The following is a 22,224-nucleotide window of genomic DNA, read 5'->3' as shown; positions in this document are numbered from 1 at the left end:
CTTCAAGTCCCGGACGGACCGTCACCTCATCCCCCTCCCGCCGGGCCGGCGGACGACAACGACCGTGGCCAGATTCCCCCATTCAGTGGGTGTGATTTTCTGCGCATTTGTCGATGAATATGTTGATATTCAACTCTGACCGTTGGTCATCGTGAAGCGCCTGGGGTGATCGTGTCACGTCGTGTGTACCACCTTCGTGTGGCGGGAGCGGCATTGATCGCGTCGAGCGCACTGGTCGCATGCACGGGGGTCGCGGGGGCCTTCGTCCCCGACGGCGTGCGGTTCACGGAGCAGCTCCAGGTGGCACCGGGCGTCGAGTACCGCGAGTTCTCCGTCCCCTTGGCGCACGGCGTTGCCTACGGACACCTGCTGGTGGCGGATCTGAGTGACCGTCGCGTGTCGGTCGATCTGCTCCACCCCGCCGCCGTCGCCGGCCGCGAGACGGTGTCACGGATGGCGGACGACCAGGGCGCGGTGGGGGGTGTCAACGGGGACTTCTTCGACGTCAGCGAGGCACAGCACCCGGGCGTGGATGCGACGGGGGCCGCGGTCGGCCCCGCGATCGCCGCCGGCGAGGTCTTGAAGGCCGCGGTGCCGCGCGGCCAGCGGTTCGGCCCCGCCCTGCCGACCGGCGCCTCCGACCAGGACGTCATCGGAGTGGGAATCGACCGCGTGGCGCGCATCGACCGGCTCTCCATGACCGGTTCCATCACCACCCCGCACGGCACGCTCGAACTGCGCGGCCTGAACCAGTACGCCCTGCCCGTGGGCGGGATCGGCGCCTACACCTCGCGGTGGGGCCGCACCTCCCGCTACCGGGCCGTCTGCGGCACGGACCACCGGCGCGCCGACTCCTGCAGCACGGACACCCACGAGGTGACGGTGGCCCACGGACGGGTCAGCGCCGTCTCGCAGACGCCCGGCTCCGGCGCCATCCCCCGTGACACCGTCGTCCTGGTGGGCCGTGAGGCCGGCGCGGAGCAGCTGCGGCGGCTGCGGGTGGGCGACGCGGTGCACGTCACGCACCGGCTCGCCGGCGGCGCGGACCGCGCCCCGGGGCCGCTGGTGATGGCGGGGTTCTCCGTGTCGGGCGACGGCACGAAGACCGGACCGCTCGCGCTCGCACTGCAGAACCTCATGCTGCGCGAGGAGGCAAACGTGGAGCGCCAGGTGTCCGCGGCGCAGCACCCGCCACTGCGGTTCGCGATCGGTGGCTTCCCCATCCTGCGCGGTGGCAAACCGGTACGCGGACTCGACGACGCGGCGCGCGCCGTGCGCACCAGCGCGGGATACGGCCCCGGCGGCCACCTGTTCTATCTGATGGCACTGGACGGCGACTCGCGTGCCCGCTCCGGGATGACCCTGCGCGAACTGGCCGGTCTGATGCGGAGCATCGGATCCGAGGACGCGGTGGACCTGGACGGCGGCGGTTCGAGCACGCTGGTGGTGCGTACCCCGGGCGGCGACCATGTCTCGGTGCGCAACCACCCGTCGGGCGGCTCCGAACGGCCGGTGGCCGACGGCGTCGGCATCTTCGTCCACAAGTGACCGGGCGCCCGGCGGCACGGGCCGCCGGGCGCCGGAAACTCGGCCCTACCGGGCGAAGGTCGAGGTGTCGATGACGAAGCGGTAGCGGACGTCGCTGTCGACGACCCGCTTGTACGCCTCGTTGATCCGGTCCACCGGGATGGTCTCGATCTCGGCGCCGATGCCGTGAGCGGCGCAGAAGTCGAGCATCTCCTGGGTCTCGGCGATGCCGCCGATCATCGACCCGGCCAGGCTCTTGCCGCCCTGGATGAGCGAGAACATGGCGACCGGCACCGGGTTCTCGGGCGCGCCCACGTTGACGAGTGTGCCCTCCGCCGTCAACAGGCCCAGATACGCATTGAGTTCCAGGTTGGCCGAGACGGTGTTGACGATCAGGTCGAAGGAGCCGGCGAGCTCGGTGAAGGTGGCGGGGTCACCGGTGGCGCGGAAGTGGTCGGCGCCGAACCGCAGGCCGTCGTCCCTCTTGCGCAGGGAGTGGCTGAGGACGGTGACCTCGGCACCCATGGCGTGGGCGATCTTGACACCCATGTGCCCGAGCCCGCCCATGCCGACGATCGCTACCTGAGTGCCGGGTCCTGCATTCCAACGGCGCAGTGGCGAGTACAGGGTGATGCCGGCGCACAGCAGCGGCGCCGCGACGTCGAGCGGCAGCGCGTCCGGGATGCGTAGCACGTAGTTCTCGTCGACGACGACGTGTGTGCTGTAGCCGCCGTAGGTCGGCTCTCCGTCGCGGCCCACGGCGTTGTACGTGCCGACTCCCTGGGTGCAGTACTGCTCGCGCCCCCCCTTGCAATGGGCACAGGAGCGGCAGGAATCGACGAAACAGCCGACGCCCACCCGGTCGCCGACCGCATGACGGGTGACGCCGGGACCGGTCTCGGTGACCACACCGGCGATCTCGTGCCCGGGGACCATGGGGAAGATTCCGTCACCCCATTCCTCGCGGGCCTGGTGGATGTCGGAGTGGCAGATACCGGCGTACTTGATCTCGATCAGGACGTCGTGCTCGCCGACCGTGCGACGAGTGATCGTCGTGGGTTCCAGAGGGGCTTTGGGAGTAGGTGCCGCATAGGCGGAAACGGTGGTGCTCATGCCGCGACCGTACGACTTGGAGCGCACTCGAACACAAGTCGGGTGATCCGGGACCACCGAGGACAGGCGCATCCGCGCGCGCGGGAATTCATTCCCCTTTTTCTTACGAAAAGCCCGCTATCGCGGAATGCTCGCATAGTCCATCTACCTATGTCATCGCGAATTCGGGTAAAGCGCCTGATATTTGGGCGGCTTGACACGGTCACCACCTGAACCTGTCGTCGCCGGCCGTCTGCGACGGCGAAACGGCGTAGGCGGCGGGCATCCCGAACACCATCGATGCAGCCGCCATAGAGAAGGCGGCAAGAGCAACGCGTTTACGGTGCATGTCTGTTCCTCCTGGCATCTGTGGCGGTGCGACGGACCGGCTCCACGCTTACGAGTCGCCATAAATCATCACAAAAAGGAACGTAAGATGAACATAAGAGTGGGATATTCTTAACGCGGTCCAAAAGTTCCTGACGGCGTGTTGCCATCCCGTCGGCCCACCCTGGCCCACCGTCGGTCCCCATTCAGGTGGACCGCATAGCATTCCGCCCATGTCCAAGCCCGGCCGACATTGGCTGATCCGGAACGCGCCGTGGCTGCTGGCCGCGTCCCTCGTGCCCCACGTGGCTCTCCTGGTGTTCGGTCTGCGCACCGATGGGCTGATCGATCTGCGGGTCTTCCGCTCACTGCCGCCCGCCCTGCTGACCGGGCAGCTGTACGACGTGCGACTCGTCCTGCACGGCACGAGCATCTTCCCGCTGCCGTTCAGCTATCCGCCGTTCGCCGCCCTGCTGTTCCTGCCCATGTCCGCCCTGCCGTGGACGGTCGTCGGCGTCCTGTGGGACGCGGCCTCGTTGCTGTGCCTGGCGTGGTTCGTCCACCGCTGCCTGTCGCTGACCGGGGTGCGCGACGCCCGCGTCACCATGGTGTGGACCGCGGGTCTGCTGTGGATCGAACCGGTGCAGACCACGCTCGACTTCGGTCAGGTCAACCTCTTCCTCGCCGCGCTCACCCTGTGGGCCCTGACCCAGCGCAACGCGTGGGCGACGGGGCTGGGGACCGGGATCGCCACCGCGGTCAAACTCGTCCCCGGTATCTCGGTGCTCTACCTGCTGGCCACCCGGCGCCGTTCGGCGGCCGCCTGCTGGGCCGCGGTCTGCGCGGCGACGGCAGGCGTCGCCTGGCTGATCTCCCCGGCAGCGTCGGAACGTTTCTGGTTCCATCTGCTGGGCGACGCCGGACGTGACGGGCCGATAGGCTCGGTGATCAACCAGTCGTTGCGCGGCGCTCTTTCACGCACGGCCGGTCACGACGTGGGCACTACCGCACCCTGGCTGATCGCGGCAGCGCTCGCCGTCGTCCTCGCGGTGCGCGCCCTGCGGACCGCGATCAGGCACGATGACGCGTTCGCCGCGATCGTCACCGTCGAACTCCTCGGCCTGCTGCTCTCCCCGATCTCATGGGACCACCACTGGGTGTGGGCCGCCGCCGTGATCATCTGGTCGGCTCCGCGGCGATCCGCCGTCGGACGGCTGCCGTGCTGGGCGTGGACGGCGGCCACCGCCACCTGGCCCGTCACCCTGCTGCTGCGGCTCCAGCCGACCATCTGGGCGTTCAGCCGCCCCTGGTACCTGTCGGCCCTCGGCTGGGTCTATCCGGCCTGCGCCGTTGTCACGTTCCTGTGCATCGCCGCGGCACCCGGGGAGCAGGCGGCGGACGCGCCACGCGAGGCCGTCATGCGCAACCCGCCGACGCTCGTAGGGGATCCACCGGACAGCCGTGCGCTTCCCCCTCCCGCTGGGTAGGAGCGCTGATGCACACGGCAGCGCCGTGCCATCAGACAGGGGAGAGCGTTCCATGCAGATCCGCGCCATTTACGCCACCGACCTGTTTACCGGTACCGCGGCCGCACCGCGGCAAGTCGTCCGGATACGGGTGGCGGGCCCGGCCGGCGGCCCCGTCTCGGTGCGGCTCGAAGGCCCCGCCGTCAGCACGCCGGAACCGGCGGTACTGCCCGGGCTCGGCGACGGGGAGGAGCGCGAGGCCGAGGTGGGCGTCGTGCTCGCCGCCCCGGTCCAGGAGGGCTCCTTCCGTCGCGTCACCGCCCTCGCCGACAGCACCGGCGCCACCGCCGCGCTCGACGGCCGCATCGAGGCCGCCGTCCCGGGCTGGACGATGTGGATGGTCTCGCACTTCCACTACGACCCGGTGTGGTGGAACACGCAGGCCGCCTTCACCCAGTCGTGGTACGACGTCCCCGTCGCCGAGGAGCGACGCCACAAGACCGCCGTCCTCACCGCCTTCGACCTGGTGCGGGCTCACCTGGATGCCGCGCGCAAGGACCCGGACTACAAGTTCGTCCTCGCCGAGCTCGACTACCTCAAACCGCACTGGGACGCCTGCCCGGAGGACCGGGAGGACCTGCGCCGCTTCCTGCACGAAGGGCGCGTCGAACTCGTCGGCGGAAACTACAACGAGCCCAGCACCAACCTCACTCACCCCGAGTCCACGGTCCGCAACGCCGTTCACGGCATCGGCTACCAGCGCGACGTCGTCGGCGGCGACCCGCGCACCGCCTGGATGCTCGACGTCTTCGGCCACGACCCCTCCTACCCCGGGCTGATGGCCGACGCCGGTCTCACCGCCAGCTCCTGGGCGCGCGGCCCCTTCCACATGTGGGGCCCCCGCGGACACGTCCGCGACAACACCCGCATGCAGTTCCCCTCCGAGTTCGAGTGGATCTCGCCGAGCGGACGCGGGCTGCTCACCAGCTACATGGCCAACCACTACAGCGCCGGCTGGGCGCTGGACAACCACGCCAAGACCCTGGAGCAGGCGATGGAGCAGGCGTACGAGCAGTACGCACAGCTCAAACCGGTCGCCGCCACCCGCAATGTGATGCTGCCGGTCGGCGGTGACCACGTCATCCCCTCCCGGTGGAGCACCCACGTCCACCGCGCCTGGGCTGACAGGTACCTCTGGCCCCGCTTCATCGTCGGCCTGCCCCGCGAATACCTCGACGCCGTCCGCACCGAGCAGGGCGGACGGCCGTTCAGCCCGCAGACCCGTGACATGAACCCGGTCTACACCGGCAAGGACGTCTCATACATCGACACCAAACAGGCCCAGCGCGCCGCCGAGGTGGCGGTGCTCGACGCCGAACGGCTGGCCGCGCTCGCCACCCTCACCGGCGGGCGCTACCCGGACGAGGCCCTCGACAAGGCCTGGCGTCAACTCGCCTTCGGCGCCCACCACGACGCCGTCACCGGCAGCGAATCCGACCAGGTCTATCTTGATCTGCTCGGCGGCTGGCGCGAGGCCTACGAACTGGGGGACGCGGTGCGCACCGCGGCCGCCGACCGTCTCGCCGCCCTGATCGACACCGGTGACACACCCGGCCGGCCCGTACTCGCCGTCAACACCCTGTCCTGGCCGCGCGATGGCCTCGCCACCGTCACCGTCCGCTACCCGCAGCCGGGCCCGCGCGGCGCCGCCGTGCACGACCACACGGGCACGCCCCTGCCCGCCGTCACTGAGGCCGTCCGCCGCCACCCCGACGGCACCGTCGCCGAGCTGACGCTCGGCTTCCTCGCCCGCGGCGTGCCCGCACTCGGACACCGCCTCTACCGGATCGTGGACGCCCCCGGACTCCCGGACGCCTGGTGCGAGAGGGAAGGCTGCCGCGCCCAGAACGCCGCCTTCCGTATCGAAGCGGACCCGGGCCGCGGCGGCGCCCTGACCAGCATCCGCGACCTACGAGCCGGGCGCGAGCTGCTGCGCAACGGCGCGCTCGGCGCGGAGTTCACCCTTCAGGGGGAGTACGCCACCCACCCGCGATGGGGCGAAGGCCCGTGGCACCTGCTGCCCAAGGGCCCGGGCATCGGGTCGGGCTCGTCGAGGGGCCGGGTACGCGCCGAGGCCTCACCGATCGGCTCCCGCCTCGTCACCGCCGCGCGCATCGGCGACCTGACGATCACCCAGGTGGCGAGCTGCCTCGACGGCCTGGAACGGATCGAGTTCAGCGCCCACGTCGACGGCTCCATCGGCCAGGACCACCTGCTCAGAGTGCGCTTCGGCCTCGATCTGCCGGGCGCCAAGCCCGTCCACGAGGTCGGCTTTGCGGCCATCGGCCGCTCCTTCGGCTTCCCCGGCTCCGACGCGGGCGAGGAGCTGTGGACGCTCGACAACCCCGCCCACACCTGGGCCGGGCTCTCGGCCACCGTCCGCATCGCACTGCGCCGCCCAGACGGTGACACGCAAGAGCATGCCGTGGGCGTCGCCGAGGTCGTCGAGCCCGACGACGAGACGCGGCGCGACGACGTCCGTGCGCTGCTCGCCGCCCTCGCCGGCCAGGGCGTCACCGCCACCTGCACCCGCCCGGGCGGACCCCGCTACGGTGCGCTCGACCTCGACTCCAACCTGCCCGACCTGCGCGTCGTGCTGGGCAGCCCGGACACCAACGGCTACGCGGCCGAGCTCCTCGACGCCGCGGGGCCGGCCTACGCCAAGGTCCTCGCCGACACCGGGCGGGTCTTCGTGCCCGCCGCGCGCCCGCAGCGCGAGACATGGGTGCCGGGCGCCGACGTCACCGGCACCCGCGATCTGCCGGCGCTGGTCGTCGCCGGCATCGCCGCCCTCGCCGCCGACCTCGACGACTCCGTCATCGACGTCGGCCAGGCCGAGCTGCCCGGGACCACCGAACCCTACGGCGGTCACGGTGTCGCCCTGCTGAACCGGGGCACCCCGAGCCATGTCGCCGAGACCGACGGCACCTTCCACCTGAGCCTGATGCGCTCGTGCACCGCCTGGCCGAGCGGCGTCTGGCTCGACGGCGAACGCCGCACCGCCCCCGACGGCTCCGGGTTCCAGCTCCAGCACTGGTCCCACACCTTCGAGTACGCGCTCGTCGCGGGCGAGGGCGACTGGCGCGAGGGCCGGTTCGTCCGCGCGGGACAGGAGTACAACCACGCCCTCCTCGTCCGTCCCGTGCCCGAGCGGGACGGTGCGGCGAGCCCGGCTCAGGCATCGTTGCCCCCGGTGGCGGGCCTCGCCTCCGTCGAGCCCGACACTGTCCTGCTGACCGCGCTCAAGGCGCGCGGCAACCCGCTCGCCTCGGCGCACACCCGCGAACCGGCGGACGGCGCCGGACTCACCGCGCGTCTGTACGAGTCGGCAGGACGGGCCACCACCGCCCGCATCCGCCTTTTCACCGGCGTGCAGGCCGCACACCGCACCGATCTCCTCGAACAGGACGACCGGGACGCGCTCGTCGTGCGCGACGCGACCGCCGAACTCCCGCTGCATGCTGCAGAGGTCGCCACCCTCGCACTGCACCCGTCCGCCACCGGCACGGCCACGGACGCCGCCGGATCCACCGTCCCGCTCGGCCCGTGCACGGAGCCCGCGCAACCGGTCTTCACCCGGTACTGGCTGCACAACAAGGGCCCGGCGCCCCTGGGGTACCTGCCCGTCAGCGTGCACCTGACGCCGGTGGCCTCGGCGCATGCCGTGCTCCCTGAGCCCGGGTCGGCGACCCGGCTCCGCCTCACCGTGGCCACCTCGACGCGCCCCGCCGCAGGCCGCATCGAGCTGGACGTCCCCGAAGGGCTCACCGTCCAGGCGCCCACGCTCGACTACGACCTGGCGCCCGGCGAGCACGCGGCCTTCACCCTCACGGTCCGCGTCTCCGGCACCTTCGGAACCCCCGCACCGGGCGTGCCGCTGTTCGTCGCGGCCCGTATCCGCGACGAGTACGGCCAGACCCTGGAGGACGCACTCCCCGTCCTCGCCGGGCCGATTCCGGGCGAGACGCAGATCCAGCCGCTCTCGGTCGGCCTCGACACCGGCCCTCTACGGCTCGAACCGGGTCGCAGCGCCCCCGTCGAGGTGCGGTTGCGTGGCCTCGCGGGCAGCGAAGTCCGCGGCGAGGCCCAGCTGTTGAGCCCTTACGGGACCTGGGGCGGACGGGCCGACCTCACCGTCGAACCGTGGACGCAGGGCTTCGCCGTCGGTCCCGGCGAGGCGTACGTGCTGCGCTGGACGGCGACGGCCGCCCCCACCGCGCGCCCCGGCAGCCGGCTGTGGGCGCTGGTCCGGGTGGCCGCATTCGGCAGCCTGCACTACACCCGTCCTGTCCCGATGGAGATCGTCCCGCAGGACGACGCCGACGGCTGACACCGGGAGACCCCGAGGCCCTCACGAGCTGCGGGCGCGCTCCTGGCGGACCAGATACCGCTCCTCGATCGACTTCGTGCCGAACGGCCAGACCCGCTCCCTGCGGGACCAGGCCAGGAAGGCGGCGCAGCCGGCGAGGAGCCAGGCGACGGACCATTCGACCGGGTGCGCGCCGGGCGCGTCGTGATCGGCCGCGGCGAACATGAACAGCCAGGTGACGAGTGCGACCAGGGCAGGCAGCGGATACAGCCACATCCGGTACGGCCGCTCCAGCGCCGGCTGGCGCCTGCGCAGCACGAACAGCGCGAGCGTCTGCGAGACGGACCCCGACGAGCCCACCAACAGCCCAGCGGTGACGAGCAGTTGGATCAGCACATTGAGATCGGCATACCGGCCGACGAGGAATCCGGCCGCCATGATCAGGCCCATCGCGAGCTGGCCGACGAGCGGGAAGCGGTGCCGGGGGTGCAGCCGGGCGAAGCTCCGCAGGAACAGGCCGTCGAGGGCCGCCTGGTACGGCGTGCGAGAGGCGGTGAGCGTCCCGACGAAGACCGAGGCGAACGCGGTGACCAGGATGAGCACGGTCACCGCGTTCGCCGTCGCCGGGCCCCAGGCGTTCGCCACCACCGCGGAGGCGACGGACTTCGAGGCGGTCGAGTCCGGGTCGAGCATCCGGTGCCAGTCGAGCGCGCCCAGTGCACCGATCTGCAGCAGCAGATAGATGCCCATCACCCCGATGATCGACGCGACCGTGGCCTTGGGCAGGCTCCGTCCCGGCCGGGCGACCTCGGCGCCCATCACGGCCGCGTTGTTGTATCCCATGTAGTCGTAGACGGCGATGCCGAGACCGCCTGCCACACCGCTCCAGAAGTGGCCCGAGCCGACGTCGAACGCGCCGGGCGGATAGGTGAAGGCGCGTGACGGATCGAACCGCACGAAGGCGGCGACGAGCACAGCCGCCACGGCCACCACCATGACCGCCCACATGACGACCGTGAGCCGCGCCACCGAACCGACCCTGCGCCACAGCAGCAGCATGGTGAAGGCGATCACCGCGAGTCCGACGAGCGTCCCCTCCGTTGTGGTCATCGACGGCCACAGGAAGCCCAGGTACTGCACGATGCCGATGACTCCGGTGGAGACGACGAGGGGGAGTCCCAGGACGGTGGTCCAGATGATCATGAAGGGCATCAGTTTGCCGGTGCGGTACTGGAACGCCTCGCGATGGTAGATGTACGCGCCGCCCGCACCGGGCATCGCCGCGCTGAGCTCCGCCCAGCCCAGCCCGTCGCACAGCGCGAGCAGAGCGCCCGCCGCGAAGCCCACGATCGCCTGCGGCCCGCCGAACGTCGACACCATCAGCGGAATGGTGATGAACGGTCCGATGCCGACCATGCCGGCCATGTTGAGGGCCGTCGCCTGGAACGCGGTGATGCGACGTTCGAGCCCGCCGCTGCCCGGCGGCGCGTCGGCGGACGGGTTGGTCCGGGCGGACTCGACGGCGGCCGGGGGCTCAGGCTCGGTCACGGATCACCCTCCCGCCTCGCGGCGCACCGACGGTGCGCACCCACCTACTGTGAAGAACCGATTCCGCCGCGACAAGACGGCGGCGGCAGGTCAGTTCAGCGGAAACCAGCCCGGGTGCATCCGCCAGTGCCCTCCCGCCCGCAGGTGGTCGGCCACCGCACGTTGCAGCGTGGTGCGCCGCGGCAGCTGGTCCACGGCCACCGGGGAAGCGGCGCGGAAGACGAACTCCACGATGGGCCCGTCACCCGGGTAACCGCCTTCGCCGGGCGCGGCGAGCCGGAAACGGCGCTGGAACCGCATGATGTTGGTCTCCGGACCCAGATACCGGGCGAGCTGGGGATCCAGCAGCCAGGAGACACACACCACCCGCTGGGCCGGCCAGTGCGGAAAGCACGCCGGGAAGAACGCGCGAGCCCGGCGAAGCGACTCCTCGCAGGCGTCCGGCGTCAGCGGACCCTCCGCCGGGATGTGCAGGCTCAGCGCGGCGCCCTCCACCCCGGGGACCGTCCCGCGGGCCAGCACCACCCGCTCGTACTGCAGCGCGCCCAGCCGGTGGACGGCGCCCCGGAAATGCAGCGTGAACCAGTCCTGCTTGTCCAGCCCCCCGACTCCGTGCATCACGCGGTGCAGGCCCACCTTCTCCCCGAGGTCGGCGAGCGTCGCGTCGACGACATCACCCGGGATCCCGCGGGCGGCGCTCCAGCTGCGGACGTCGGGCGCCGCGGCGAGGAAGACGTGGACGAAGAACCAGCGGCCGTGCCCGCCGAGAGCCGCGGGCAACGACGGCCACTGCCACGCGGGCCCCGGCTCGCCCAGGGAGCGGGCCAGCAGATGGCGGCACCGCTCCAGCAGCCACCACAGCTCCGGCTCCTTATCGGGGCAGGGCGCGAACCCGGCCGCCTCCGCCGCATCCTGCCCGGAAAGACCAAGACGGCGCAGCACAGCGGCAGTCTCGCGGGGACCGTCACGTGGCGTCGGGTCCGGCGGCTGGCCGACGGCGGCCAACGTGGTGAGCCACCGGCGGTGTCCCGGCCCGAGCCCGAGGCGCGCCGCGACCTCGTCCGGCCCGGCAGGAGCAGGAGATGGACGCATGACCCCCACGCAGATGGATTGACGGTCCGTCAGGAAGCATTCTACCGTCGCCGCATGGCGACCCTCGCGGCCTTCGACCTCACCGGGCGCACCGCCCTCGTCACCGGCGCCGCCGGCGGAATCGGCCGGGCCACGGCGGAGCTCCTCGCCGAGGCGGGCGCAACCGTCCACTGCGCCGACCTCGACGGCCCGGGGGCACACGAGACCGCGGAACGGATCACCGGCAGCGGCGGAACCGCGGCCGCGCACGCCGTCGACGTCACCGACCGCCGGCAGGTCGCTGAGGCCGTCGGCGCCGTGGTGGGCACGCACGGCTGCCTCGACGTCCTGGCGAACATTGCCGGGATCATGCACCTCAGTACCGTGGTGGAGACCACCGACGCCGATCTGGACCGCGTCTTCGCCGTCAACTTCAAGGGCGTTCTGCACGGCTGCCAGGAGGCCGCCCGAGTGATGACGCAGCGCGGCAGCGGCTCCATCATCACGATGGCCTCCGGCGCCGTCGACACCGGCCGGGCCGGCCTGCTGTGCTACAGCGCCGCAAAGGCCGCCGTCGTCCAGCTCACCAGGACGCTCGCCACCGAGGCGGGGCCCCACGGCGTGCGGGTCAACGCCGTCGCCCCCGGTTATGTGCGCACCCCCATGACCGCCCGCCCCACCGCCGAGGAACAGCGCGCGGTGGAGGCACCGATGGTGCGGGCGACACCGCTGGGGCGTCTCGGCAGCCCGCTGGACATCGCCCGCACCGTGCTCTTCCTCGCCTGTGACGCCTCGGCGTTCGTCACCGGCCAGATCCTGCGTCCCAACGGCGGGATCGCCATGCCGTGGTGAGGCACCGGGTCACGGGCGGCGGTAGCCCGCCAGGGTGTCGTCGAACACGCCCGCGATGACGGCATGCCCGGCCCGGTTGGCGTGGATGTCCTCGTACGGGGTGCACATCCAGGTGAGCAGGCAGATCTCCGCCACGTTCTTCGGCAGCGGGCCGAAGCCGGGCACCGCGACCGTGGGCGTGAACTCATTGGTGGAGAACGCCCCGGACACATCGGCGACGCGGAAGCCGTGCAGCCGCATCGCGGCCGCGATGACCCCGTTGAACGTGTCGGCGAGCGGCACCGACAACGCCGCGTCCCGCTGCCCGGCGGAGCCCTCCAACCACGCGGCGAGGAACGGGTCGTAGTACGTCATGCCCACGTACCGCGGGAACGCGGCGCCGGCGGCACGCAGCTCACGGGTGATCCGCGGCAGATCGGTGGCCACCTCGCCCAGCCCCTTCGCCACGCAGCCCGCGTCGATCGAGCCGGAGGCGAAACAGCCGTCGACGTCGTTGGCGCCGATGTCCAAGGTGACCGTGGTGACCTGGCCCCGGTGGTGGCGCAGGAACGACGTGGCGGCCGCAAGCTGCGACGCCGCCCCCGGATAGCTGCAGATCCCGCCGTCGATCATCGTCGTCGTGGTCTCACCGCTGCAGCCCAACTGCACGTGGACCAGGCTCGGATCCCGCTGCTTCAGCCGGGCGTAGAGCTGGTCGGTGTAGGAGACGCCGGGGACGTTCCCGCGGGCGTCCGGCTGGTAACCGGCGGCCAGGGAGTCGCCCAGCGACAGGTAGTAGTGCGGCCGCGCGGGGTGCGGCGCCGCGGCGACGGGTGAGGCGGCGGCCGTGCCCGTGGTGAGGGAGGCGGCCAGCAGCGTCGCGCTCGCCACCGCGCCCATGGCGAGCCGTGCGCGACGCCGGAACGAGCCGGGGGACGGTGCATGCATGGGGTGCTCCTCTCCGGCCCGGGCCGACAACGGCCCATGGCGAGGGAATTATGCGCCCCGGTGAATGCCCGTTGACAAGGCGTCGTCAGCCACGAGTTGAACGGGTATCTGCCCCCCGTCCGGGCGGGCCGCAAACGGTCTCTCCCGAACATCCCCAGCGCTTCAACAGCGGTGCGACGATCCGCTACTACGCCACCCCCGACGCCCTCGCCGCCGGGCTGAAGGACCGGCAGGTCCAACTTCGTCCCCGGCAGCCTGCCGCCCGCGGTCGAGAACGCCAGCCGGGGCGGCACAGCACGTTCCAGACCAGCGAGGAGAGCAACTCCGAGACCGCTTCCCGGCCTTCGACACCACGCACAGGCCGTTCTCGAACCCCGTGCTCCACCGCGCCGCCGCGCTGCTGGCCGACCGGGAGGCCCTGGTGAGGGACGTCCACGGGCACACGGTGCAACCGCTGTACTCACTCATCCCGGAAGGGATCCTCGGCCACACCAACCCCTTCTTCGACCAGTACGGGGCGTGGCCCGGACGCCGCCAGAGCGAAGGAACTGCTGCGCTCGGCCGGAACCCGCACGCTTCACCCGCCGTCGTCCGCGCCCGTCGGCAGTGCCGGTTCACCGGCGATGCGCTTCCACTCGTCGTCCGTCAGCAGCCGGGACCGCAACAGGAACCGGACGCCTTCGGGCGCTTCGAGCGAGAAGCCGCTGCCCCGCCCCCGGACCACGTCCACGGTGAGATGGGTGTGCCGCCAGTACTCGTACTGATCGGCGCTCATCCAGAACGGCGTGTCCTCGGCCACCGTTCCGAGCAGCACGTCCGAGGCGCCGACCCGGAACTCGCCGCGCGGGTAGCACATCGGCGCGCTGCCGTCGCAGCACCCGCCGGACTGGTGGAACATCAACGGCCCGTGCCGCGCAGCCAGACGCCCCACCAGCTCCTCGGCGGCCGCCGACAGCTCCACCCGCCGGGTGCGCGGGCCACCCGCGCCCATCAGAAGAACCCGGGCTTCTGGGACGAGTTGCCGGCCGAAAGGTTCGTGGTCTCATGGTCGTGCATGCCGGGCTCCTTCCTTGACCAGCCAAGACGGATGAGGTCGCCCGCACGTCGCCACCCGGTCCGGAACTGGCCCACATCCTGCTCACGTTGTCACTGAGTCAGGTTAATTCCTCCCAGCGGCGGTCCGCCCCGCTGGGACCGGCCCATTGTCGGCGCGATCGCCGGGCCGAACGCGGACCTGGTGGTGCGCAGCAGCACCGCGCCCCACGCGCCTAGAAGGTGTGCGGGCGCCCGCCATCCCGGGCGGGCAGCGCGACCCCGGAGCCTGATGAGCTGAGACGGCCGAGGCGGCGCCGCCCGGCCACCGGACACGCCGGGGCCGGGCGGGGTGAGCGAAACCGCTCCGATGACGTTCGCGTCAGTCGGCTCAGTCGACCGTCAGTGTGAACGGGCCGGCCAGCACGCTGTAGCCGTTGTCGGCCAGGTAGTAGACCGAGTAGGTGCCCGGGCCCGACAGCTTGCTCGTGCTGAAGGTCAGGGCACCGCTGGCGTTGGGGGCGTACTGCCAGGTAAGCGAAGATTTCTGACCAGGTGTCACCCCAGCCGGATAGATCCCGATCCAGTTGGTCGAGCTGACCTGGCTCGCTGTCGGTACGGAGTAGCGGAAGGTGACGTTGCCGCCATTGGCGATGGCGGGCGTGTTGCTGGTCAGCGTGGGCGTGCCGGCGCCGGATGGTGCGAAGGCGTCGTTCATGGGCGTCGCGTAGGTGTCGTTCGCGGTCAGACCGGGCAGGCCGAGTGCCTCCTCGATGGTGCGGGCGGTGCTGTAGTGGTCATAGCGGGTCACGCTGCTCGTCCCGGCAGGGACGCTGCCCTGCGAGCCGAGGATGACCGTCGCGATGTGGTTGTCCGCCTCGGTCTCGGACTCGTCCCAGGTCAGGATGAGCAAGGACCTCTGCTGGGTCCATGCCGGGGAGGACAGCACGGGCGCGAGGGTCTGCTGCAGCCAGCCGTCCTGTGTCTTCAGGCTGGTGGAGTTGCCGTTGCCGGACTGCTCGCCGTCGTAGTAGTCGTCGGCCGCGATCCAGGAGAAGTTCGGTGTCGTCGCGGCGCTCCGCAGATCGGTGGTCAGCTGCGTGGTGTCGAACAGGTGGGCGGCGCAGCGGGCGGCGTTGCCGCTGATGTCCGTGTAGTTGATGAACGGCGCGTCGTCGGGCTCGTAGTACTTGTCATAGTTCGTGTTGGTGTTGCAGGGGGTGCCCATGCCCTGCTCGTAGGCCTTCCAGGTCTTGCCTGCCGTCTCGATGGTGTCGCCGAGGTTCTTCTCAGGGGAGTTGATGTTCGGCCAGTAGGTGGCGCCCGTGGTGTACGTGTCGCCGCCGGCGACGGCCAGGTAGTTCTCGTCGCTCGGGTGGTAGACGGCGTGGTAGTCGGTCATGGTGGCGCCTTGTGCCATCAGGCTGTGCATGTACGGCGTGTCCGTCGGGTCGTTCATGATCTCGGAGTAGTCGGTGTTCTCCATCATGACCATGAAGACGTGGTCGTAGCCGGGCACGCGGGAGGTCGGCGGCGTCAGGGGGGCCGGGGAGGTGACCGGCGTGCTGAGCGTCAGGGACAGGTTGTCCAGGTAGCCGGTTTCGTGGGACGAGTCGAGGAACTGCACCTGCACCTGGATGCTGCGCGTCCCGGCCGGAACCGACCCGGTGGCGCTGCGGGCGAGGAACTCCGTGGTGTCCGAGCGGTCGGCGGCCGACACCGTCGGCAGTTTGGCCACGCCGAGCTGCTGCCCGTTCGTGCCCTGGAACTGCAGCGAGACCGCGGCGTACCCGCTGTAGACGGTCCAGCCGCCGAGCCAGCCGGACAGGTTGTACGTCACGCCGCCGCCGTCGATCGCGGTGGCGCCGGACGAGACGTCGACGGTCTGCGTCATGGTGCCGTCTCCCTGGTTCCCGGGCGCGAAGAACGCCTTCCCGGGCGCTGGGCTCGACGGGTGCGCGAGGCTCCCGGCCGTGTAGCACATCACGTTCGGGCTGCCGGATTCCACGGTCCAGCCGGGAATCGTGGTGGCAGCGGTCCAGTCGTTGGTGCAGAAGCCGGCCTCGGCGTCACCGTTGACGATCAGGTTTCCGCTGGTGGTCGCCGCGTCTGCGCGAGGTGTGGGGACGGTGATCAAGAGCGCCCCGAGGAGGGCGAGAACGCTGCCGAGGGTTTTCCACAGCAGTCGCATGGGCTACCTCATCACGTGAGTGCCGAAGGGTGGTCATGGACGGAACATGTATATACAGGTTGGCGCTGTCGGCTGGAAGAACGGTGCGCCAACGCTCGGCGACAACGGCGATTCACTAGGTACGCCCCGGGAATTGGGCGATCGCCGTGGCGGAGCCCGATTCGATCGCCTCGAGGCGCTACGGTCATGCTCGCTGCGGCCGGCGTCGTCGTGGTGCTGTGGCTGCTGGCGGGAATTTGCTATGCCCCCTCGTCGGGGATTCACCGCATGACTCTCTACCGCCGCGCCGTGCACGAGAGTCCCCCGCCAGGCGGCGTGCTGGCGGGGGACTCGGCAGCGGAGGGCAGGATCAGGCAGCCCCCATGTTCATACGCGCGGCTTTCGCGCCGGTTCTCTTTCGACGCCGCGTTCGAGTGAATACCGCCTGGCGCGGTGCATGCGCCAGGCGGTGTCCCAGTGCGTCTTCTTCCATCTGGAGGTGATGTTCCTGCGTCGGCGCCTGATGGCGCTTCAGCGCCTCCAGTACCGGTGGAAGCTCCAGGGGTCCACGCGGTAGGCGTCGCGGTAGGACCGGTGCCAGCCGTGGTGGCCGTAGCGCCCGTGGCCGTCGTGGGTAGGGGCGGCAGCGCTCGCGATCGAAGCCGAGCTGCCGAGGGCCGCGAGCGCGACGAGAGTTGTGACTGTTGCCCGCTTCAAAGTGAGGTTCGACATCATCAGTTACCTTTCCTTTTCCCGGTATTTCCGGGTACGTCAATAATGTCCGTCGCGATCTCCCGGGACGCAACTACTGGGAATGGTGATGCACTGTCGTGCCGGGCTGATGAAATAAGGAGTGCGTGAGGGGATTAAAGGAAATCTCATGTGCGGGTGTACCGCGGGCCGCACACGGCCGGCGCTGACGGAGTAATCGTTAAGCTCCCTCTCACCTTCTGGCGATCGCGAGGTAAGAGACGGACTTCACTCAGATGGCTGCCTCGTCCGCCCACCGTCACCCACTGTCACCGCTCCCGCGCGGGCGATGGCCCCCGCAGCGGCAGCGAGTTCTGCGACGGCCGCATGCGTCCCGTGGCTGGCCGACGACGGCTTCCGGCAACAGCTCCGGTACCCATCGGGCGCCGCGCTCTCATGCAGGGCATTCTTCCCGGTGCAGCGCCACTCCCACCGGGGAGTTATGGCGAGTCCCCGGGAATGCTGGAACCCAGGCCGCGGCGCCCTCCGAACCACCTTCCGGTCGGTCAGCCGAGTTCGAGGCTGGTGACGCCGTAGGTGCGTTCCATCCGGCTTGGAGGTACGGGTCCCGCGTACATGCGCACGGTGTGGGAGCGTGGCATCAGCCCCCGGGACGTGGCGAGGGAGCACGCGGCATGGTGGGGTTCGGGGATGTCGATGCAGACCTCTTCGTCCGAACCGAGTGTCGCGGTAAGGGAGTCGAAGAGTGCTTCGGCGTCATCGGGTGTGTCGGCGAACAACGGGCCGATGCGCCAGCTGTGGAGGGCCGGCCGGATTACTCCGTAGCCGACCACATCCGCGTCACGCAGTCGTACATACGCGACGCGGTCGGCGGCGGTCGTCCAGCGGGCGAGGAAGCCACTCCTGTCGGCGGGGAAGCACTTCCTGTCGTAGTCCGCCACGGCATTCAGCACATCCGCTGTGACGGGCACGATTCCCGATGCCATGGATGTGGACCATCTGGGGCGTCCGCAGTGGCGGAGGGCGTGGTGGGCGGCGGTGAACCCTGCTCGCTGGTAGGTGCCTTGTTGGGCGGGGACGGCGTCCAGCCCGATGGTCCTCCCCCCGGCATGGGGCATTGCAGCCTGCCAGGTCGCCGGCCCCAGTCCACGCCGACGGTGGTCAGGGTGGACCAGGTAGTAACCGAGGAACGCGTAGTGCTCGGAGTACGTGACGATCGAGACGGCGGAGACCGGCCGGGTATCCAACCGTCCGAGGAAGAATCCTGCCGGGTCGGTGGGGTGGAAGCAGGCCACATCGCCGTGGCCGGGGTTCCACCCCTCTTCCGCGGCCCATTGCTCCACCTGTCGCCACTCCTCCAGCGAGGCGTTGCCGACGGTGAGTTGCGTGGTGTCCATTACCTGCTGTGTGCCCCTTCTCGGATGCGATCTCAGATCAGGTCCATGGCGGCCACTTCATCGGGACTGCCGTAACTGACGGGTCCCTGGAAGCGGCGGCGGGCGTTGGCGAACCACCACGCGGTGGCGATGAGCAGCACCACCGCCACGGCGATCGGCGCGTAGTTGAAGGAGGTGGCGGTGATCGGGGATGCCTGGGGCAGCATGAAGAGGATGTTGCTGATCACGATCCAGACGACGGCGATCGCGGCCACGGGCTTGCCGTACCGTCCCAGGTGCCACGGGCCGGGCTGGAAGGTGTCCAGGCGCAGGCGCAGGAAGATGGGGATGCCGTAGGCAAGGAAGAGGCCGACGACGTTGACGCTGACGACGGCCGTGAAGGCGGTGTTGGACCACCAGCCGGGTACGACGAGCAGCAGGGAGCAGACGGCGGCGAGCCACACCGCTTTGACGGGGGTACGGGTCCGGGTGGAGACCGAGTGCCACCAGTGGGACCCTGGCATCGCCCCGTCGCGGGAGAAGGCGAAGATCTGCCGGGTGTTGCTGGTCATGTTGGCCAGGCCGCAGAAGAGCATGGCGCCGATCACGATGAGCAGCAGCAGTTTCGCGGTGCCCAGGCCCAGTGCGTCGATGAGAATCTGTACCGGCGGGGCCGCGGCACTCGCTTCGTGTGCGTAGTCGCGGATCGCGTACACCAGGGCGAGCATGAGGATGAGCCCGGTGAACGCGGAGCAGCCGATCGCCCGTATGATGCCCTTCGGCGTGTTGATGGTGGCCCGCACGGTTTCTTCGGACATATGGAAACTTCCGTCGAATCCGGTGAACGTCCAGCTGGTGACCAGCAGGCCGAGCATTCCGCCGTACAGACCGTTGGTGAAACCGGTGTTGTTGGCGAAGTGGGCCACGTACGAAGTCGGCTGATGATGTATGGGCACCACGGTCAGCGCGGTGACGATGATCACCATGCCGATCAACAGCCACCACACCGATATCCGGTTGAGTATGGCGACCAGGTGGACCGTGTAGGTGTTGGCGAGTGCCTGCACGAGCAGGATCGCCGCCGTGATGGCGACCGTGCGCTGCGGCGTCACCTGGTACGAGGGCCACTGCATGGCGATGAACGCCTGGATGAAGGTGGCTGCGGCGTAGTCCGTGGCGGCCGTGCCACCCACCTGGCCGACGAAGTTGAGCCAACCTGTGTACCACGACCAGGCCCCGTGATGCCGCTTGGCGAGCTTGCCGGCGGAGAAGTACAGGGCACCGCTGGTCGGGTAGGCGGAGGCGATCTCCCCCATCGAGGCACCGACGAACAACACCATCACCGATACGCCGATCCAGCCGAAGACGAGGATCCGCGGGCCGCCGGCGTTCATCCCGAACCCGAAGGAGGAGAAGATCCCTGCGATGATGTTGATGATTGTGAAGGATATGGCGAAGTTGTCGAACGCCTGGAACCGCCGCGTGAGTTTGCGCGGATAGCCCATGGCGTGCAGCGTCGCGTCATCGTCGAGGACAGGGGAAGCTTCGGAGTGACGTGCTCTTGTCCGGGCAGGGAACAAGATGTCGAACACAACCGCATACCTTTCTGGCGGGACGGACAGGTGATCACGCTGCGCCGGGCACCGGCAGACCGCAAAGGCGTCTGGCCCGGGTCAACTGCTCTTCGGGTTCGCCGAACAGACTCCAGGGCATCCGGGACGCATACGGGCCCATTGCCATGAAGACCGCCCGCGCCTCCAGTTCGCGTCGGGCCATCAACAACGCGTGTGCCAGATACGACAAGTCCACCACCGGGGTGAACCGGTGATCGGTTCCATCAGCGAACCAGCGCTTGTAGACACCTAGTGCCGTCGCCTTCCATTGAGGTCGCTCCCACACGCGGTCCGCCAACGGTACCGAGGGGTCATGGCTGTCGACCAGTGCGACCAACGGCAACAAGCGCAGTGCCGAGGACGTGGGGGCCCGCTGGCCGAGGAAAGCCGCGACGTCCCATGCCGCGTTCCGCGTTCCGCCATGACGGGTGAAGAAGAACGTCAGCAGCCGGTGGTGCGCCTCGCGGTGCCAAGGATCAAGTCGTATCACATGGGAGAACAGTGTCCACGGGCCCGGCGGTGAGGTGAGCAGCCCGGGCGGGGCGGGATCGTAAAGCTCCAGAAGACGAGCCAGGGCCAGCTTGGCCACCCAGGGTGTCGGGTCCTCCGGCGACATCTGGGATGCTCGCTCACAAGCGGACAACGCCATACGCATCATGGGGACGCTCCGGCCGTCGAGCGCATCGGCAATGCGTAAGGCCCGGATCACCGCCACACGTGCCCACAGCAGCGCCGCCTCAGCGCTCGGATCCTCAGCCAGCCAGCGTTCCACCAGGTCCGAATCCGCTGCCTCTGACGCGAGCACCAGTGACCGGTGCGCACGAACAGCCCAGTCGCCTCGAGTCTCCTCGAGCACCTCGTACGCACTGAAGTACCGGCCCGCCCGCACGTCGACACAGGCCCGAGCCAGCCTGTGATCATCGGCGGCGGGGTGCCACACGTACTGCCCCTCAAACGAGCCGGCGGCCATGCACTCCTCCAGATCCCCCGATGACTCACCCACGAGTACGCGCACCGTCCACCGTTCCCCAAACGGCAGGCCACACCTTAGCCTCGATCCACCGATGCAACTCGTTGAGGCCATGGCGCGCGTCGCCGAAGCCGGCGAGGTCTCCTAGGCACAGGTAGCCCTCGTCCGGGTCGCCGGGCGCCCCGGTAGAACGGCGCCGATCGCCGGTCGACCCAACAGCACCACTTCGACGACACCATCGCCTCGCCTGACCGCCGAGGAGGTGCACGATGGGCGCCCGGCCGTATGCGGCTATTCGGCGGGCACAGCGATCAGCGCGGTGGCCACGCGGCGGAAGCCGAGGCGGGAGTAGATCCGAGCGACGTCGGCGTCGCTCGCGGACAAGAACACGGTCTCGGCTCCGCGAGCCCGCGCATCGGACACCAAAGACGCGGTCACCGCGAGCGCAAGGCCGCGTCGGCGTGCGGCCGGCAGGGTACCCATTCCGACGATCTCACTGACCGTTCCGACGGGCTGGTGCCGGCCGGCGCACAGGGCTCTTCCGTCCGCAACCGCTGCGGCAACGCACGTCAGGCCGGCCCGGATGCGGGCCGCCATGCGTTCCACTGACCCGTCCGCGGCGTGTCTGTTCACGGCCTCGTCCAGGTCCGTCGCGTCAGCCGCGCCAACTCGTGTGCCAGGTTCGCCAAACGCGAGGTGGAGGAGGGCCAGCGCGCTCGGCAGCACGGGATCGTCCGGCCCGAGGGAGCGCGCGACGACGCCGTCGGAACGGTGCGGCACGGCCGGGACGGGTGTGTGCGGACCGAGCACCATCAAGGGGTGCTCGTGCACCACGAGCCCCGTCTGCTCGACAGTCGTCCGCAGCGCAGGCGTGGTCTCGGCGACCCATTCGAAAATTTCCGGGATGCCCAACTCCCGCTGCCGGGCCCGCAGATCCGCAACATCCGTGTCGCCTACCGGGCCGGACCATCCCAGGGACGGCCGCGCATAGAAGGGCAGACCGTCTCCGTCCCGGACGAACAGCGTCAGTGGTCCGAAGTCTTCGACTCGGGCCGCGGAGCGAGGTACCGCGTCGTAGTAGCGCTCAAGCCTGTCCAGTAGCTCACGGCGATCTTCAAGATCCACGGAAGTCACGGCGGACATCCAAGCAGCAGCCCGCGATCCGCCGCCACC

The 22,224-nt window shown here is 69.9% G+C and carries 15 protein-coding genes; 4 read left to right on the top strand and 11 right to left on the bottom strand.

Annotated features, from left to right (window positions below; genetic code table 11):
• The first annotated feature begins 198 nt into the window (after positions 1 to 198).
• Entirely contained in the window at positions 199 to 1,548 is a 1,350-nt protein-coding gene (locus NGB36_RS05460; RefSeq protein WP_255918905.1) for a phosphodiester glycosidase family protein, read from the top strand.
• Positions 1,549 to 1,593: 45 nt separating this feature from the next.
• On the opposite strand, the gene NGB36_RS05455 is transcribed toward NGB36_RS05460, so the two are convergent.
• Positions 1,594 to 2,640 (bottom strand): NAD(P)-dependent alcohol dehydrogenase, encoded by a 1,047-nt coding sequence (locus tag NGB36_RS05455; protein WP_255918904.1) that lies wholly within the window; start codon positions 2,638 to 2,640, stop codon positions 1,594 to 1,596.
• 539 nt (positions 2,641 to 3,179) lie between these two features.
• On the opposite strand from NGB36_RS05455, the gene NGB36_RS05450 reads away from it, so the two are divergent.
• Positions 3,180 to 4,433 carry a glycosyltransferase 87 family protein gene (locus NGB36_RS05450; RefSeq protein WP_255918903.1) on the top strand — a complete coding sequence of 418 codons (1,254 nt, stop codon included), beginning with the start codon at positions 3,180 to 3,182 and terminating at the stop codon, positions 4,431 to 4,433.
• 52 nt (positions 4,434 to 4,485) lie between these two features.
• On the top strand, positions 4,486 to 8,802 hold the full coding sequence (locus NGB36_RS05445) for a glycoside hydrolase family 38 N-terminal domain-containing protein (RefSeq protein ID WP_255918902.1): 4,317 nt from the start codon (positions 4,486 to 4,488) through the stop codon (positions 8,800 to 8,802).
• A gap of 21 nt (positions 8,803 to 8,823) precedes the next feature.
• On the opposite strand, the gene NGB36_RS05440 is transcribed toward NGB36_RS05445, so the two are convergent.
• Together NGB36_RS05440 and NGB36_RS05435 are read right to left on the bottom strand one after the other, a co-directional pair.
• On the bottom strand, positions 8,824 to 10,329 hold the full coding sequence (locus NGB36_RS05440) for an APC family permease (protein WP_255918901.1): 1,506 nt from the start codon (positions 10,327 to 10,329) through the stop codon (positions 8,824 to 8,826).
• Positions 10,330 to 10,419: 90 nt separating this feature from the next.
• Positions 10,420 to 11,421, bottom strand: a complete 1,002-nt coding sequence (locus NGB36_RS05435) for an acyltransferase domain-containing protein (protein ID WP_255918900.1) — start codon at positions 11,419 to 11,421, stop codon at positions 10,420 to 10,422.
• A gap of 54 nt (positions 11,422 to 11,475) precedes the next feature.
• On the opposite strand from NGB36_RS05435, the gene NGB36_RS05430 reads away from it, so the two are divergent.
• On the top strand, positions 11,476 to 12,252 hold the full coding sequence (locus tag NGB36_RS05430; RefSeq protein WP_255918899.1) for an SDR family NAD(P)-dependent oxidoreductase: 777 nt from the start codon (positions 11,476 to 11,478) through the stop codon (positions 12,250 to 12,252).
• A 9-nt stretch (positions 12,253 to 12,261) separates the two neighbouring features.
• Here the strand turns inward: NGB36_RS05430 and NGB36_RS05425 are convergent, their stop codons facing one another.
• The 8 genes from NGB36_RS05425 to NGB36_RS05390 form a co-directional block, all read right to left on the bottom strand.
• Positions 12,262 to 13,179 carry an SGNH/GDSL hydrolase family protein gene (locus tag NGB36_RS05425; protein WP_255918898.1) on the bottom strand — a complete coding sequence of 306 codons (918 nt, stop codon included), beginning with the start codon at positions 13,177 to 13,179 and terminating at the stop codon, positions 12,262 to 12,264.
• A 577-nt stretch (positions 13,180 to 13,756) separates the two neighbouring features.
• A complete protein-coding gene (locus NGB36_RS05420) occupies positions 13,757 to 14,170 on the bottom strand; it encodes a DUF779 domain-containing protein (RefSeq protein ID WP_255918897.1) in 414 nt (137 codons plus the stop codon).
• A 432-nt stretch (positions 14,171 to 14,602) separates the two neighbouring features.
• Positions 14,603 to 16,402, bottom strand: a complete 1,800-nt coding sequence (locus NGB36_RS05415; protein ID WP_255918896.1) for an alkaline phosphatase family protein — start codon at positions 16,400 to 16,402, stop codon at positions 14,603 to 14,605.
• Between the two features lie 510 nt (positions 16,403 to 16,912).
• A complete protein-coding gene (locus NGB36_RS05410) occupies positions 16,913 to 17,116 on the bottom strand; it encodes a hypothetical protein (protein WP_255918895.1) in 204 nt (67 codons plus the stop codon).
• Between the two features lie 521 nt (positions 17,117 to 17,637).
• A complete protein-coding gene (locus NGB36_RS05405) occupies positions 17,638 to 18,489 on the bottom strand; it encodes a GNAT family N-acetyltransferase (protein WP_255918894.1) in 852 nt (283 codons plus the stop codon).
• Between the two features lie 32 nt (positions 18,490 to 18,521).
• Positions 18,522 to 19,973, bottom strand: coding sequence for an amino acid permease (locus tag NGB36_RS05400; protein ID WP_255919023.1), 1,452 nt, complete (start codon positions 19,971 to 19,973; stop codon positions 18,522 to 18,524).
• A 121-nt stretch (positions 19,974 to 20,094) separates the two neighbouring features.
• A complete protein-coding gene (locus NGB36_RS05395; RefSeq protein WP_255918893.1) occupies positions 20,095 to 21,051 on the bottom strand; it encodes a hypothetical protein in 957 nt (318 codons plus the stop codon).
• 291 nt (positions 21,052 to 21,342) lie between these two features.
• Complete coding sequence (locus NGB36_RS05390) at positions 21,343 to 22,176, bottom strand: GNAT family N-acetyltransferase (RefSeq protein WP_255918892.1); 834 nt, start codon at positions 22,174 to 22,176, stop codon at positions 21,343 to 21,345.
• Between the last annotated feature and the right edge of the window lie 48 nt (positions 22,177 to 22,224).

This window comes from Streptomyces humicola, from assembly GCF_024436035.1.
Taxonomy (GTDB): Bacteria; Actinomycetota; Actinomycetes; order Streptomycetales; family Streptomycetaceae; genus Streptantibioticus_B; species Streptantibioticus_B humicola.
The sequence above is the reverse complement of the archived record's forward strand: the minus strand, read 5'-3'. Positions and strand labels throughout refer to the sequence as shown.

Excerpts from the sequence above, each read along its gene's own strand:
- NGB36_RS05455 (WP_255918904.1), bottom strand. The coding sequence starts at position 2,640 with ATGAGCACCACCGTTTCCGCCTATGCGGCACCTACTCCCAAAGCCCCT.
- NGB36_RS05450 (WP_255918903.1), top strand. The coding sequence starts at position 3,180 with ATGTCCAAGCCCGGCCGACATTGGCTGATCCGGAACGCGCCGTGGCTG.
- NGB36_RS05445 (WP_255918902.1), top strand. The coding sequence starts at position 4,486 with ATGCAGATCCGCGCCATTTACGCCACCGACCTGTTTACCGGTACCGCG.
- NGB36_RS05435 (WP_255918900.1), bottom strand. The coding sequence starts at position 11,421 with ATGCGTCCATCTCCTGCTCCTGCCGGGCCGGACGAGGTCGCGGCGCGC.
- NGB36_RS05430 (WP_255918899.1), top strand. The coding sequence starts at position 11,476 with ATGGCGACCCTCGCGGCCTTCGACCTCACCGGGCGCACCGCCCTCGTC.
- NGB36_RS05425 (WP_255918898.1), bottom strand. The coding sequence starts at position 13,179 with ATGCATGCACCGTCCCCCGGCTCGTTCCGGCGTCGCGCACGGCTCGCC.
- NGB36_RS05420 (WP_255918897.1), bottom strand. The coding sequence starts at position 14,170 with ATGGGCGCGGGTGGCCCGCGCACCCGGCGGGTGGAGCTGTCGGCGGCC.
- NGB36_RS05415 (WP_255918896.1), bottom strand. The coding sequence starts at position 16,402 with ATGCGACTGCTGTGGAAAACCCTCGGCAGCGTTCTCGCCCTCCTCGGG.
- NGB36_RS05410 (WP_255918895.1), bottom strand. The coding sequence starts at position 17,116 with ATGATGTCGAACCTCACTTTGAAGCGGGCAACAGTCACAACTCTCGTC.
- NGB36_RS05405 (WP_255918894.1), bottom strand. The coding sequence starts at position 18,489 with ATGGACACCACGCAACTCACCGTCGGCAACGCCTCGCTGGAGGAGTGG.
- NGB36_RS05400 (WP_255919023.1), bottom strand. The coding sequence starts at position 19,973 with ATGGGCTATCCGCGCAAACTCACGCGGCGGTTCCAGGCGTTCGACAAC.
- NGB36_RS05395 (WP_255918893.1), bottom strand. The coding sequence starts at position 21,051 with ATGGCCGCCGGCTCGTTTGAGGGGCAGTACGTGTGGCACCCCGCCGCC.